The sequence below is a fragment of the Streptomyces malachitofuscus genome, assembly GCF_055571035.1.
The window spans coordinates 285,447-299,117 of sequence record NZ_JBVIGA010000003.1; the positions used below are offsets into that span (position 1 = coordinate 285,447).

Genomic DNA, 13,671 nt, shown 5'->3' on the forward strand with positions numbered 1-13,671 from the left:
CCCTCCGACAGAAGTGCCAGGCCGTCAGGTCAGAACCGGTGGAGCCGGTGCGCGGTACGGCAGGAAGCCGTGGACCCGGCCGGACAGGTACGCGTCCTGGTAGCGCGGGACGTTCCGGTGCCAGTTGAGGATGCCCGCCATCCAGTTCTGCAGGTCCGTCACATAGCCCTGCATGATTTTCCGCGCCTCCTCCGACAACTGGAAGTCGTCGTAGACCACCGGCAGTTCGTGCGCCACGACATGCTGGAACTGGCGCATCCGCTGGTTCATCAGGTCCTGCACCACGGGCAGCGCGGTCGGGTAGTCGACGCCGAAGAAGTTCTGCACGACGAGGATCGCGTTGTGGATCTCGCCCTCGAACTCGATTTCCTTCTGGTAGGAGAAGACGTCGTTGAGGAGGCAGGCGTAGTCGATCGCCGCGTTCTCCAGGGAGCGTACGGGACCGCTGCGGTACACCTCGGGCGGCACCGCCGGCCCGTGTCCGGCGCGGCAGAGCCCCAGGGTGAGGTCGGAGCCGAAGGTGGCGCGCCGCATCTCCAGGTAGTCCACCGGGTCCGGGACGCGGTGCTGGATCTGGTTGGACAGCTCCCACACCCACGCCTCGGTCATCGCCTCGATCGCCGACTTCAGGGGGCGGCGCTCCTCGGGGGTCATGCCGGCCGTCGTGCGCGCCCACAGGTCGATCAGGGAGCGTTCCATGGCGTTGGCGGGCGGTGGCACCGGCCCGTCGTCGAGGGGGGTGCAGGCCGCGAGGCGGGCCGTGGTCAGCCGGGCGGCGGCCAGGTCGCGGCGGTGGCCGTACACCAGCGGGTAGTAGTCGTCGCCGTAGGTGCCGAAGGCCAGCCAGTCCGAGGCGAGGTCGAGCTGTTCCTGGGTGGCGTCCGGGTCGAGGCCCGCCGCGCACAGCGGCAGGTCGCAGCTCGCCAGCTTGTCCTCGTCCCAGACGCCCTCGCTGAGGATGCCCATGCGCCGGGACCACTCGAGCAGATGCCGGCGCGAGCCGTCGAGGGCGGGACTGAGCTCCAGCGCGAACGGCATCTCGATCTCGGGGATGACCGACGGGCCGACCTTCGGGTACGGCACGTGGGTGTAGGCGCGCAGACGCCGGGCCCCGGTGGTGGCGAGCAGGGCGCCGACGTCGGCGGCGGACGTGCCGGGGCCGGACAGCGCCTGCCAGGGGGAGCCGGAGCGCGCGCCCTCGTTCATGTACCGGCTGGAGCGCAGATGCCATTCGTGGCCGCCGGACTGCCAGTCCTGGAGCCCCTTCGCGTACGCCGCCACGGCCGCGAGCTGGTCCGGGGTGAGGCCGTTCTCCAGCGCGACCGCGGGGACTTCGGTGAACGCGGTGTGCTCGAACTGGTGCAGCCGTGAGGTGAGGACGTCGTTGACGATGTCGGCGGCCTCCTGGGTGGTGCAGCCGAAGAACGTCTCCAGGACGAGTACGCCGTTGCTGAGTTCGCCCTCGTCCTCGACCTCCCGCTGGTAGGAGAACAGGTCGTTGCGCAGGTGCACGGCGTCGGAGAACGTCTCCATCAGCACCCGCAGCGGCCGCGTCCCGGCGAGCGCGGCGGGGACTTCGGCGGTGGCGTACTCCACGAGTCCCGCCGACCAGGGGGCGCCCCCCACCTTGCGACGCATCTCGATGTACTCGACGGGGTTGGCGATCCGCCCCTCGTTGATGTTGGACAGCTCCCACATCGACTCGTTGAGCAGGTGCTCGGTGGCGACGGCGAACCGGCGGCGCCAGCCGGCGGACATCGCCGGCACGGTGCGCGCCCACAGGTCGGCCAGGCCCGCCTCGACCGGGTTCGCCGGCTCGGGGACGGGGGTCGCCGGGTCGAGCGGCATGAACAGCGGCAGCCGGTCCAGGTGGGCCTTGCCGGCGGCGCGGTCCTGGGTGCGCTTGTACTTCTCCAGGAAGTGGTCGTCGAAGAAGAAGACCCACACGTACCAGTCGGTGACGAGGGAGAGGGCGGGGCCGTCGCAGTCGGGGTGGGTGTAGGCGCAGAGCAGGCCGTAGTCGTGCGCGTCGAGGTCGGCCTGCTCCCAGACCCCGCTTCCCTCCAGCATGCCCATCTCGCGTGCCCACGCCGTCGAATGGGCACGGGCCTGATCGACGTGCGGATTGAGCCGCGCGGGGTGCGGCAGGTAGAAGTGCGGGAGTTCGAACGGCTGCGTCATGGCCGGGAGCTACCCGTGGCCCGGTGGCGACATCCACCGGCCGGGACGTGATCACACCTTCGCGTGAACCCTTTTCCGTACGGGAGTCGTGGAGTTCAGGTCCGTACCTGGATCAGCGCGTGGGTGCCGCCGGTGCGCCAGCGCTGCTCCTCGGCGGCCGTCAGCGCCGCCTCGGTCGCGGCGCTCAGTCCGGTGATCACGTCGGACTTGAGGGTGCGCAGGGCGGCGACCGGCCCCGGGAAGTATGCGGTGACGTCCGCGAACGGGGTGGTCGGGGACCAGTACCGGTCGCCGACGAGACGGCGGTAGTTGAGGTCGCCCTTGACGACGGTGAGCGAGGCGGCGGCGAAGTCGGCGCGCAGGTCGTCGGGCATCTCCCCGTAGGGCAGCGGCGAGCAGGAGAAGGGGTGCGCGCGCAGGGTGAGGCGGCCGTTCTCGAGGGCGTCCCACAGGCCGCGTCCGTACGCGGCCGCCGTTCCCCCGGCGCCGGTGAGCCGGCGGACCGCGTCGAGGACGTCGGCGGTGGTGGCGTCGGAGACGTAGTACGGGTACGGCTTGATGTGCAGCACGGCCCGGCCGATGCGGCCGTGGGCCAGCAGGTGTGCGACGAGCAGCAGGTCGGGGACGAGTTCGCGGCCCGCGTTGTCGGCGACCAGGCAGAGCGTGCCCGTGCCGGAGACGCCGAGCAGCGGCCACAGCCGCTCGCTGTCGTCGGCCACCAGGGCGGGGACGGCGGCCGTCTCCTCGGCTCCCTCGGCGGACAGCCGGAAGCCGAGGTCGGCGCGGTTGCCCCACAGGGAGCCGTGCAGGAGGGCCGCGGCCTGTTCCTCCTCCGGGCGGCCGGTGAGGTCGTCGAGCGCGGCCAGTTCCTCGTCCGTGGCGGGCGAGTGGAGTTCGGCGAGTTTGGACGGGCGGAACGGGTCGATGCCCTGCCAGGGGCCGGGTTCGAAGTAGTCCACCGCGTGCAGCAGCCGGCGGTAGAACCAGCTCTCGGACCACAGCCAGGGCACGTCGTACCAGGCGCGGCCGGCGTAGGCGTCCATCCCCCAGGCCGCCCAGCGCTCGCGGTCGTGCGCGTGGGTGGGGAGGGGTTCGATCGTGCCCTCGGTGCAGTTGGCCAGCAGGGCGTCGAGTGCGGCGCGCTGCCCGGGTCCGTAGGGGAAGGCCTCGCGCACCTGCCGGATGATCGCGGGGTGCCGCTCGGCCAGCACACTGTGGGGGAACGTGCCGGGCTCGTCGGCGACGATCACGGGCGCGGTGGGGATGTCGGACATGCGGCTCACGGTAACGCGCGCCCGCCGTGCGTCACACCGGGGCGATCTCCCGTTCCAGCCGTGCGGCCAGGCTGAGGTAGCGGGCGCGCCGGGTCACGGGGACGAGACCGCGGATGAGGATCTGCCACATCTCCGCGGTCCGGCGGGGCTGGCGGGCGACGGATTCCCGGGAGCGGCCGACGACGCGGGTGCCGACGAAGAAGCAGACGAGGGAGTGGGCCACGACGTCGATGTCGACGTCGGGATGGACGTCCGCCTCCTTGACGGCACCGAGGAGCCGCGCGGCGACGATGTCCAGCCACTCGGTGAAGGGATGGCTGAGCGGCGGACGCGGGCGGGTGCCGCCGGTGGCGAGCCGCAGACCGGCCCGCAGTACGGGGTCCTCGGCCGACATCCTGGCTATGCAGAAGGTGAGGCGCATCAGCGCCTCCAGGGAGGTGTGCCCCCGTATCTCCGTGTCCCGGGCCAGTCTGCGGCAGGTCGCGGACTGCAACTCCAGGACGGCGTGGGCGAGATCCTCCTTGGCGGCGAAGTGGAAGTAGAGGGCGCCCTTGGTGACATGGGCGTGCTCGACGATGTCGCTGAGACTGGTCGATTCGTACCCCTGCCGGTCGAACAGCTCGGCGGCGGCCGTGATGATCGTCGCGCGGGTCTGCTCGGCGCGTACCTGCCTCGCCATCGACTGAACTCCTGAGCCGGAAAGGAACGGGTCATGCCGTTTGTTTTAACGCCCCGTACACGATAACTCACCCTCCGGCGATGTTCATCACCCTGGTGTGCGACCGCATTTGGGCACATCCGGCAAAACAAACGCGCTACTCGAAAGAAAACAGCGCGTCCGGTATCTAAGTGTGTCAGGTGCCGGCGAAAAAGAGAACGGCGGGCCGACCGGTGCCCCATCCGCACCGGCCGACCCGCCTGCTTGTGGGGTCGCTCAGAAGGTCAGCTGCCAGCCGTTGAGCCGGCCGGTGTCCCAGGACGCGGTGTCCTGCACCCGCAGTTTCCAGGTGCCGTTGGCCGTTTCGGCGGAGGCGTTCACCGTGTAGGTGGTGCGGACGTCGTCCGCGGAGTCCGAGGAGCTCGCGGACTTCAGGCGGTACACCGTCCCGTCGGGCGCCACCAGGTCGACGACCAGGTCGCCGCGGTAGGTGTGGGTGATGTCCACGCCCACCTGGAGGGCGGCCGGGGCGTTGCCGCTGCGTCCGGAGACGGTGATCGGGGACTCGATCGCCGAGCCGTTGTCCGGGACGGCGACGGCCGTGGAGCTCGCGTAGGTGGAGCCCGTGGACGTACCGCCCTTGACGGCCTGGACGGTCTTCGCGGCGTCCGCGAGACCCGCGCCGCAGCCACCGGAGCAGGTGCCGGGCAGCGCACGGGCGTTGGACTTGATCGCCGACTCGGTCTGCGCCGGGGTGAGGGCCGGGGCGGCCGACTTCATCAGCGCGGCGAGGCCGGCGATGTGCGGGGCGGCCATGCTCGTGCCCTGGTAGAAGGCGTAGTTCTCGGTCGAGGGGGTGCGGGCGCCGGAGTTCAGCGTGGACAGGATGCCGTTCGCCGCGCTGGTCCGGGTCTCGCCGCCGGGGGCGGCGATGTCCACGGTGGCGCCGTAGTTGGAGTAGTAGGCGCGGCCGCCGGCGCGGTTGGTGGCTGCGACGGTGATGACGTTGTTGCAGTTCGCCGGAGAGGAGTTGGCGGCGTTCTGGTTCTCGTTGCCGGCCGCGACGACCACCGTGGTGCCCCGGCTCACGGCACCGTTGATGGCGCTCTGGGTGGCGGTGGAGCAGGCGCCGCCCCCGCCGAGGCTCATGTTGATCACCTTCGCCGTGTTGGCGTTGGCGGGCACCCCGGAGACGGTGCCGCCGGACGCCCAGGTGATGGCGTCGATGATGTCGGAGTCGTAGCCGCCGCACTTGCCGAGCACGCGCACCGGGGAGATCTTCGCGCCGTGGGCGATGCCGGCGATGCCCTTGCCGTTGCCGGTGGCGGCGGCGATGGTGCCGGCGACATGGGTGCCGTGCCAGGAGGAGTCGCTGCCGGTGGCCTGGCCGCACTCTCCGGCGGCGTACCAGTCGCCGGGGTCGGCCGGGTTGCTGTCGCGGCCGTTGCCGTCGACGGAGACGGCGGTGTCGGAGATGAAGTCGTAGCCGCCGACGACGTTCGCGGCGAGGTCGGAGTGGGCGACGTAGCCGGTGTCGATGACGGCGACGGTCACACCGCTGCCGGTGGCGAGGTCCCAGGCGCCCGGCACCCGCATGCCGGCCGTGGACTCGAACAGGTCCCACTGCTTGGCGTACTCGGTGTCGTTCGGGGTGGCCAGCGGCTTGTTGAGACGGTCCGGCACCACATAGGCGACCTGCGGGTCGGCGCTGTACTCGGCGACGACGTCGGCGACGTCGGCGCCCGTGGGCCGCTCCCCCAGGTCGACGAGGGCCGCTCCGGTGCCGAGGCGGCGCTGGAAGCCGACGTCCTCGCCCGCCTGCTTGCCCTTGGCGGCGGCATCGACGGCGGCGGCCTTGTCCGACCGGGCCTCGGCGGCACCGGACTTGTAGCCGACGATGAGCCGCTCGGCCGGGGTCCCCGGGGCGGCCTCGGTACGGGCCGTGGGGACGGCCGGCGCGTCGGAGGGTGCCTCCTGGGCCACGGCGACCTGGCCGGAGGCGGCCGTCAGCAGGGCGGCGGAGAGTGCGGCGACGGATATCAGCGTCCGTCTCGGGGACGATCCCCGGGAAGGGTTCGACGAGGTACGCAAGGGTGTGCCTTTCATGCCGGGACTCCGGGCAGCGCGGAGTGTGGGGAGAGGAATCGATTCGCTTCGTCCTCGAAGCGGGGGGTGAATCGACGTGCGGCAGATCGGCCGGCCGGGCGCGATGGCGGCGGCCCGTTCGGGGGTCACCCGGGGGCCGGCCGCGCTCGAACGATAGGCAGCGCGCGGCCCGCCGGGATACGGGGGAAACCCTCGATCGGGCCGGGAACCCACCCTCGACGAAAGGCGGTTGACCAGGAACGGGACGCTATGCCCCGCATCGGTACGGACGTGAACGCGCCAGGCGTTTCATCCGTACTGCACGGGAAGGACCCACGCGTTCCCGCCCCGCCGAAGGAGGCGTCCCGGATGTCCCGGACGACCGCACACCGCACCGCGCTCGCGGCGGCTCTCGTGCCCCCGCTGCTGCTGCCACTGTGGTCCGCGGCGCCGGCGCACGCCCACGGGGCGCCGACCGATCCGGTGAGCCGGGTCGTGGCGTGCTCCCCGGAGGGCGGTGGGCGCGCGGGGTCGGCGGCGTGCCGTGCCGCGGTCTCCGCGAACGGCGGGCCGTTCACCGCGTGGGACAACCTGCGGGTGGCGAACGTCGGCGGCAGGGACCGGCAGCGGATCCCGGACGGGAGACTGTGCAGCGGGGGCCTGCCCGCCTACAAGGGCCTCGACCTCGCCCGCGCCGACTGGCCGGCGACCCGGGTGGCGCCCGGCGGGACACTGCCGATGACGTATGTCTCGACGATCCCGCACACCGGCTCCTTCCGGGTGTACCTGACGAAGCCCGGCTACGACCCGGCGCGCCCGCTCACCTGGTCCGACCTGCCGGAGCGTCCGCTCGCCGAGGTGAGCGACCCGGCGCTGACCGACGGCGCGTACCGGTTCCGGGTGACCCTGCCGTCGGACCGGACGGGACGTCATGTGCTCTTCACGGTCTGGCAGAACAGCAGTACTCCGGACACGTACTACTCGTGCTCGGACGTGGAGTTCCCGCAGCGCAGGGAGCCGGCGTCCGCGGAACCGGAGGAGCGCGGCCAGGACGACAGGAAAACGGAGGAGGAGACTCCGAACGGCGGTGCGGCGCAGGGGACCGCGAGCCCCCGCGCCTCGGACGCTCCCGCCGCGAGCGCCCCGGCCGCCTCCGCCCCGGAGCCCGCGAGCACCCCGGCGGCCCGGACCACCGCCGCCGCGTCCTCCGGCCCCTCCGCCCCGCTGCTCGCGGGCGGCGCCCTCGCCGTCCTGGTGCTCGCCGGGGGCGCCGCGCTCGCCCTGCGGCTGCGCCGGCGCTGAACTCGGAGCGCGCGCGAGAAGGTCGCCGCCGCGCCGTACCGTCCGTTCGGTTCGGGATGCCGCGTTCGATGCCCCGTTCTCACGCTTCATCACAATGCGGCAGCATCACCTCACTTCACGTGGCCTTTCACTTGACGACCAGTGGTCGCACACGGTTGGCTCCGGGCCAGTGAGAGTCACCCGGTCGGCGCATGCGCCCAGCGGCTGCCGTCCGAGCTCTCCCCTGCTCTTGCTCTGCCGCACAGCGAGGTCCGCACTCTTCATGAACACTCGTCCCCCGTCCCGCCGCTTCCCGAGACACCGCCTGGTGGCCCTGGCGGCCGCCCTCGGTCTCGTCGCGACCGGCTGTTCCGCCTTCGGCGCGGCCGACGACGCCTCGGACGCGGACGACGCGAACGGCTCCGGGGCGGGACGGATGAAGATCACCCTGGTCACCCACGGCAGCGAGGACGACGCCTTCTGGGAGCGGGTGAAGAAGGGAGCCGAGGCGGCGGCCGCCAAGGACGGCATCGATCTGACGTATGTGAGCGACCCGGACCCGGCGGGCCAGGCGAGACTGGTCCGTGAGGCGGTGCGCGACGGCGTCGACGGCATCGCACTCACCCTGGCCAAGCCCCAGGCCATGAAGGGCCCGGTCAACGAGGCACGGGCCGCGGACATCCCCGTGGTCGGACTCAACTCGGGTATGGACGCCTGGAAGTCGGCCGGGCTGTCGGCGTTCTTCGGGCAGGACGAGAGCGTGGCGGGCCGGGCCGTCGGCGAGAAGCTGAACGAGTTGAAGGCCGAGCACGCGCTGTGCGTCGTCCACGAGCGCGGCAACGTCGGCCTGGAGGCCCGCTGCGCGGGAGTGAAGAAGGCGTTCGGCGGAACGACGGAGAACCTCTACGTGGACGGCACCGACATGCGCGCCGTCTCCGGCATCCTCACCGCACGGCTGCGGCAGGACCCGACCATCGACGAGATCGTCACCAACGGGGCGGACTTCGCGCTCACCGCGGTGGACGCGGTCGCGGAGGCGGACAGCGACGCCGACGTCGCCACCTTCGACCTCAGCAACGACCTCGTGGAGGCCGTGCGCGGCGGCAACGTCCAGTTCGCCGTCGACCAGCAGCCGTATCTGCAGGGTTATCTCGCCGTGGACGCGCTGTGGCTGTACCGGACCAACGGCAACGTCAGCGGAGGCGGGGTCGCGCCCGTGCTCACCGGACCGGCGTTCGTCACGAAGGCCAACGCGGACTCCGTCGCCGAGTTCGCCGCCGGGGGAACCCGGTGACGGGCCGGCCCGTGCGTACCCCTCCCACCATCCGACCGCTCTAGGACCACGATGTCTCCACGGACAGGTGCCCGGCGCCGTCTCGGCTCCATTCGTCTCTCACTGTTCCTCCTCGCCCTGGTGCCCAGCGTCACCCTCGCCGGCATGTGGGGCCTGACGACGATCCAGATGTTCTCCGAGGGTCTCCAACTGCGCTCCCAGACGGCGCTGAGCCGGTCGACGGGCGCGATGGGCACGCACGCCACGCTCGCCCTGCAGAAGGAGCGCAGGCTGACCGCCGCCTGGCTGGCCGAGCCGCAGAGGTCCCGGACCGCTCTCGACGCACAGCGCCGGAAGACCGACGAGGCGGTGGCGGAGCTGGTCGGCCAGGCGGACGCGATCGCCGAGGCACCGGCCCGCGTCTCGGACCGGCTGTACTCGGTGCTCGGCTCGGTGGGCAGCCTGGAGTACTACCGGGACCAGGTGGACAACCCGAGCGACATCACCGCCGAGCAGGCGCTCGACCAGTACACCTCGATCATCGACGACCAGATCCACGCCTTCCGGGAGCTCTCCCAGGTCGACGACGGGGACCTGACCTCGCAGGCCCAGCCGCTGGTCGCGCTGGAGCACGCGGCGGAGCTGGTCTCCCAGGAGGACGCGCACCTCACCCTCGCCTGGCCGGCCGGACGCCTCGACGCGGAGAGCTGGGGCGAGTTCGCGGAGATGGTCCACACCCGCCGCTGGCTGGTGAAGGACCAGATCATGCCCTCCCTGACCGGCAGCACCAAGACCCAGACCGAGCGGATCCTGCAGAGCCCCGAGTGGCGCGCCCTGGAGGCGGTCGAGGACCAGGTGCTCGCCACCGCGGCGGAGGGCGAGGACCGCAGCGTCGAACTCCCGGAGCTGCAGGAGCGGTGGAACGAGGCCCTGGACAAGGTCTCACCGCAGTACTCCACGATGATCCGGCAGCAGACCGACGCGCTGCTCGACCGCAGTGCCGACGAGGCCCGCAGCCTGCTGGTGACGGCCGCCTCGCTCAGCGCCGCCGGACTTCTCGCGCTGCTGCTGTGCGTCGGCCTGTCGTGGCGCATCACCCGCTCGCTGTCCCGTCGGCTGCGTGGTCTGCGGATGGCCACCCTCGGGCTGGCGCAGGAGCGGTTGCCCGACGTGGTGGCCCGGCTGGAGCGCGGCGAGAAGGTCGACGTCGAGTCGGCGGCACCCCCGCTGGACTACGGGCACGACGAACTGGGGCAGGTCGCACAGGCGTTCAACACCGCGCAGCGCACCGCCGTGCACACCGCGGTCGAACTCGCCGACACCCGACGGGGTTTCCAGAAGGTCATCCTGGGCATCGCCCGGCAGAGCCAGAACCTCGTCAACCTCCAGCTCAGCAAGCTCGACGCGCTGGAGCGCCGGCACACCGACCCCGAGGTCCTCAAGGGCCTGTACGAACTGGACTCCACGGCCAGCCAGTTGCGCCGGTACGAGGAGAACCTGGTCATCGTCAGCGGGGAGCGGCCCGGCCGTACCTGGAGCGAGCCGGTCGCGCTGATCGACATCGTGCGCAGCGCCGTCGGGGAGGTCGCCGAGTACCAGCGGGTGGAGGTGCTCACCGAGGAGGAGGTCTCGCTCGCCCCACCCGCGGTGGCCGACGTGATCCATCTGCTGGCGGAGCTGATCGACAACGCGACGGTGTACTCGCCGGCGCCCAGCCCCGTCGGGGTGCGGGCGGCGATGGTCGCCAAGGGCCTGGCGGTGGAGGTCGAGGACCGTGGCCTCGGCATGTCGGAGGACGACTACGCCTCCCTCAACGCCCAGTTGGCCAAGCCTCCGCAGTTCGACGTGGTGGCGCTCGCCGACGACCTCCGGCTCGGCATGTTCGTGATCGCGCAGCTCGCGCACCGGCACGGCATCGCCGTCACCCTGCGCCCGTCGCCGTACGGCGGGACCACGGCCATCGTGCTGATCCCGCACGAGATCGTGGTGCGCGACGCACCGGCCGGCCAGGACGTCCGGGACACGGCGGACACCGGGGCCGCGCAGGACCCGGCGGAGCAGGAAGGCGACGGCTCCCCCGCCGGTGCGCAGGACCGCGCGGCCGCGCGGGAGACGGCGCCCCGGCCGGCCACCGCCGTACGGACCGCCCCCGCACCGTTCGCCGAGGCGGCGCCCCGCCCGGACGGACTCACCCCGCTCCCCCGCCGGGTGCCGCAGACCAGCCTGGCCGCCGAACTGCGCGAGGAGGCCGCCCCGGACACGGAGGACGAGTCCGTCGACGACTTCACCGCGGAACGCGCCGCCTCCTCCCTGGCCTGCTTCCAGCAGGGCACGCTCCAGGCACGGGACGACGACACCGACGAGGCACGCCGACCGCAGGACGCCCGCACCGGGGACGGACGGTCCCCGGCGCCGCCGGAGGGCGGCCCGACGGACCCGTCACGGGTGCCCGCGGCCGCTCCCGGGCACCCGACTCCGACCGCTGACGCCGACCGCTGACGAAGGAACACCGCCATGACACGCCCCATCCCCGCCACCCACACCCAGCTGGACCAGCTGCTGACCGGACTCGTGGAACGGGTCGCCGACGTGAACCAGGCCGTGGTGCTCTCCGAGGACGGACTGGTGGTCAGCAAGTCCACCGGCTTCCTGCGCGACGACGCGGAACGCCTGGCGGCGACGGCCTCCGGTCTGATGAGCCTCAGCAAGGGCGTCAGCATGGACTTCCGCGGCGGCCCGGTGCGCCAGGCGCTCATCGAGATGGCGCACAGCTTCCTGATCCTCACCTCGGCCGGGCCCGGCGCCCATCTGGTGGTGCTGACCGGTCCGGGCGCCGACGTCGGCGTGGTGGCGTACCAGATGAACATGCTGGTGAAGAAGATCGGCGAGCACCTCAGCGCGGCACCCCGGGACACCGCAGGGCCCGCCGTCGACCCCGGCGCGTGAGGTGGGGGGAAGCGACTCGGCGGGCCGGCTGGTACGGCCTTTCACCCTGACCGGCGGCCGGACCCGGCCCAGCCGCGCCGACTTCACGCTCATCACCACGGTGACGGCGGCGGACCCGCAGCCCGAGACGGCCGCCCGGCCGCAGCCCGAGCATCTGCGGATCCTGCGGCTGTGCGCCGAGCCGGTGGCGGTCGCCGAGCTCGCCGCGCGTCTCGACCTCCCGGTGAGCGTGGTCGTCATCATGCTCTGCGACCTGCTGGAGGCGGGCCGGATCACCGCGCACCCGCCGCACCCCGTCACCCGCACCACCCCGGATCTGGACCTGCTGCAGAAAGTGAGGGAGGGCCTTGGCCGGCTCTGACACCACCGCTCAGGCGTCCGCCGACCGTTCGGCACCCGACACGGTCAAGATCCTGATCGCCGGCGGCTTCGGCGTGGGCAAGACCACCATGGTCGGCTCCGTCAGCGAGATCGCCCCGCTGCGCACCGAGGAACCGCTGACCATGGCGGGACTCGACGTCGACGACCTGGACGGCGTCGAGGAGAAACGTGCCACCACGGTCGCCATGGACTTCGGCCGAATCACCGTCTCGGACGATCTCGTGCTGTACCTCTTCGGCACGCCCGGACAGCAGCGGTTCTGGTTCATGTGGAACGACCTGGCGCTCGGCGCGCTGGGCGCGGTGGTCCTGGTGGACGTGCGCAGACCCAAGTCCAGTTTCGCCGCGATCGACTTCTTCGAACGCCGGGGCATACCGTTCGTGATCGCCGTCAACGGCTTCCACGGAGAGCACCCGTATCCGGTGGAGGACATCCGGGAGTCGCTGACCCTGCCGGAGAGCGTGCCCGTGCTGCTGTGCGACGCGCGGGAGCGGGAGTCGAGCCGGGACGTGCTGATCGCGCTGATCGACCGGCTGATCGCCCAGGCGGCTTGGGCGGGCTGAACCCCCGCGCGGGGTGCGGCCGTCGGCCGCACCCCGGGGGCGGTCAGTCCAGACCGGCCGACTTCAGCCAGGCCTTGGCCACGTCCAGCGGGTCCTTCTTCTCCAGCTGGATCTGGGCGTCGAGGTCGAGAAGGGTCTCGGTGTCGAGCTTCGCCGAGACGGCGTTGAGCGCGTCCACACCCTCCTGGGGGAGGCCGTCCTTGTGCACCAGCGGGGTGACGTTGGCGAACCCGAAGAGGTTCTCCGGGTCCTTCAGGACGACGAACTTCTCCTTCACGATGGTCGGGTCCGTGGTGAAGACGTCGGCTGCCTGGACCTCGTTCTCGGCGAGCGCCGCCTGGGTCAGCGGGCCGCCCGCGTCCAGCGCCTTGAAGGACTTGAACTTCAGCCCGTAGACGGACTCCAGGCCCTTCAGCCCCTGCTGCCGGGTCTGGAACTCGGGCGAGCCTCCGATGACCAGGTCGGGGGCTATGTCCTTGAGGTCGGCGAGGGTCGACTCGGCGGTCAGGCCGTATTTCTTCGCGGTCGCGGCATTGACGCTGACCGAGTCCTTGTCCTCGGCCGGTGACGACTCCAGCAGGGTCAGCTTCTTGTCCAGCTTCGCCTTGACGGCCTCGTTCACCGCCTGGGCCGAATCCTGCCCGGCCTCGGGGTCGAGGTAGGCGAGGAGGGAGCCGTTGTACTCGGGCAGGACCGTGATGGAGCCGTTCTTCATGAGGCCGTACGTCGTCTCACGGCTGCCGATGTTGTGCTTGTAGCTGACCTTGAGTCCCTTGGCGCGCAGCGCCTCGCCGTAGATGTCGGCGAGCAGGGTGCTCTCGGCGAAGTTGTTGGAGCCGACGACGACGGTGCCCGCCTCGGCCTTCTCCCCGGCGAGGGGGTTGTCGGAGGTGTCGTCGGAGGAACAGCCCGCGAGCAGCGCCGCGGCGGCGGTGAGCGCGAGCGCCGCGCCGGTGTGCCTCGTCCAGGGTCTGCTGCTCTGCGCGGTAGAAGTCATTCGCCGATCCAATCCAGCCGTTTTACGGTCAG

Annotated in this window: 11 protein-coding genes; 6 read left to right on the plus strand and 5 right to left on the minus strand. The window is 71.6% G+C overall.

The annotated features are described in order from the left end of the window. Positions 1 to 24: 24 nt before the first annotated feature. The 4 genes from cyc2 to ACZ44S_RS06060 all read right to left on the minus strand — a co-directional run bounded on the left by cyc2 (position 25) and on the right by ACZ44S_RS06060 (position 6,219). Entirely contained in the window at positions 25 to 2,181 is a 2,157-nt protein-coding gene (gene cyc2, locus ACZ44S_RS06045; protein WP_466924952.1) for a germacradienol/geosmin synthase Cyc2, read from the minus strand. Positions 2,182 to 2,276: 95 nt separating this feature from the next. After that, positions 2,277 to 3,455, minus strand: a complete 1,179-nt coding sequence (locus ACZ44S_RS06050; RefSeq protein ID WP_466924955.1) for a damage-control phosphatase ARMT1 family protein — start codon at positions 3,453 to 3,455, stop codon at positions 2,277 to 2,279. 31 nt (positions 3,456 to 3,486) lie between these two features. Then, complete coding sequence (locus tag ACZ44S_RS06055) at positions 3,487 to 4,134, minus strand: ScbR family autoregulator-binding transcription factor (protein ID WP_466924958.1); 648 nt, start codon at positions 4,132 to 4,134, stop codon at positions 3,487 to 3,489. A 255-nt stretch (positions 4,135 to 4,389) separates the two neighbouring features. Next, positions 4,390 to 6,219 carry a S8 family peptidase gene (locus ACZ44S_RS06060; RefSeq protein ID WP_466924961.1) on the minus strand — a complete coding sequence of 610 codons (1,830 nt, stop codon included), beginning with the start codon at positions 6,217 to 6,219 and terminating at the stop codon, positions 4,390 to 4,392. A 348-nt stretch (positions 6,220 to 6,567) separates the two neighbouring features. Between ACZ44S_RS06060 and ACZ44S_RS06065 the strand changes: the two genes are divergently transcribed. The 6 genes from ACZ44S_RS06065 (at position 6,568) to ACZ44S_RS06090 (ending at position 12,642) form a co-directional block, all read left to right on the plus strand. Further along, a complete protein-coding gene (locus ACZ44S_RS06065; RefSeq protein WP_466924963.1) occupies positions 6,568 to 7,500 on the plus strand; it encodes a lytic polysaccharide monooxygenase in 933 nt (310 codons plus the stop codon). Positions 7,501 to 7,762: 262 nt separating this feature from the next. After that, complete coding sequence (locus tag ACZ44S_RS06070; protein WP_466924966.1) at positions 7,763 to 8,773, plus strand: substrate-binding domain-containing protein; 1,011 nt, start codon at positions 7,763 to 7,765, stop codon at positions 8,771 to 8,773. A 51-nt stretch (positions 8,774 to 8,824) separates the two neighbouring features. After that, positions 8,825 to 11,251: a sensor histidine kinase gene (locus ACZ44S_RS06075; RefSeq protein WP_466924969.1), complete on the plus strand. Its 2,427-nt coding sequence runs from the start codon at positions 8,825 to 8,827 to the stop codon at positions 11,249 to 11,251. A gap of 15 nt (positions 11,252 to 11,266) precedes the next feature. Further along, positions 11,267 to 11,698, plus strand: coding sequence for a roadblock/LC7 domain-containing protein (locus ACZ44S_RS06080; RefSeq protein ID WP_190165912.1), 432 nt, complete (start codon positions 11,267 to 11,269; stop codon positions 11,696 to 11,698). A gap of 1 nt (position 11,699) precedes the next feature. Continuing rightward, complete coding sequence (locus ACZ44S_RS06085) at positions 11,700 to 12,059, plus strand: DUF742 domain-containing protein (protein ID WP_190165913.1); 360 nt, start codon at positions 11,700 to 11,702, stop codon at positions 12,057 to 12,059. Continuing rightward, entirely contained in the window at positions 12,046 to 12,642 is a 597-nt protein-coding gene (locus ACZ44S_RS06090) for a GTP-binding protein (protein ID WP_466924973.1), read from the plus strand. The genes ACZ44S_RS06085 and ACZ44S_RS06090 overlap by 14 nt, the downstream gene beginning before the upstream one ends. 43 nt (positions 12,643 to 12,685) lie before the next feature. Here ACZ44S_RS06090 and ACZ44S_RS06095 read toward each other — a convergent pair whose 3' ends face one another. Beyond that, positions 12,686 to 13,639 (minus strand): ABC transporter substrate-binding protein, encoded by a 954-nt coding sequence (locus ACZ44S_RS06095; protein WP_466924975.1) that lies wholly within the window; start codon positions 13,637 to 13,639, stop codon positions 12,686 to 12,688. Between the last annotated feature and the right edge of the window lie 32 nt (positions 13,640 to 13,671).

Coding starts and splice junctions, on each gene's coding strand:
- cyc2 (WP_466924952.1), bottom strand. CDS start 2,181: ATGACGCAGCCGTTCGAACTCCCGCACTTCTACCTGCCGCACCCCGCG.
- ACZ44S_RS06050 (WP_466924955.1), bottom strand. CDS start 3,455: ATGTCCGACATCCCCACCGCGCCCGTGATCGTCGCCGACGAGCCCGGC.
- ACZ44S_RS06055 (WP_466924958.1), bottom strand. CDS start 4,134: ATGGCGAGGCAGGTACGCGCCGAGCAGACCCGCGCGACGATCATCACG.
- ACZ44S_RS06060 (WP_466924961.1), bottom strand. CDS start 6,219: ATGAAAGGCACACCCTTGCGTACCTCGTCGAACCCTTCCCGGGGATCG.
- ACZ44S_RS06065 (WP_466924963.1), top strand. CDS start 6,568: ATGTCCCGGACGACCGCACACCGCACCGCGCTCGCGGCGGCTCTCGTG.
- ACZ44S_RS06070 (WP_466924966.1), top strand. CDS start 7,763: ATGAACACTCGTCCCCCGTCCCGCCGCTTCCCGAGACACCGCCTGGTG.
- ACZ44S_RS06075 (WP_466924969.1), top strand. CDS start 8,825: ATGTCTCCACGGACAGGTGCCCGGCGCCGTCTCGGCTCCATTCGTCTC.
- ACZ44S_RS06080 (WP_190165912.1), top strand. CDS start 11,267: ATGACACGCCCCATCCCCGCCACCCACACCCAGCTGGACCAGCTGCTG.
- ACZ44S_RS06095 (WP_466924975.1), bottom strand. CDS start 13,639: ATGACTTCTACCGCGCAGAGCAGCAGACCCTGGACGAGGCACACCGGC.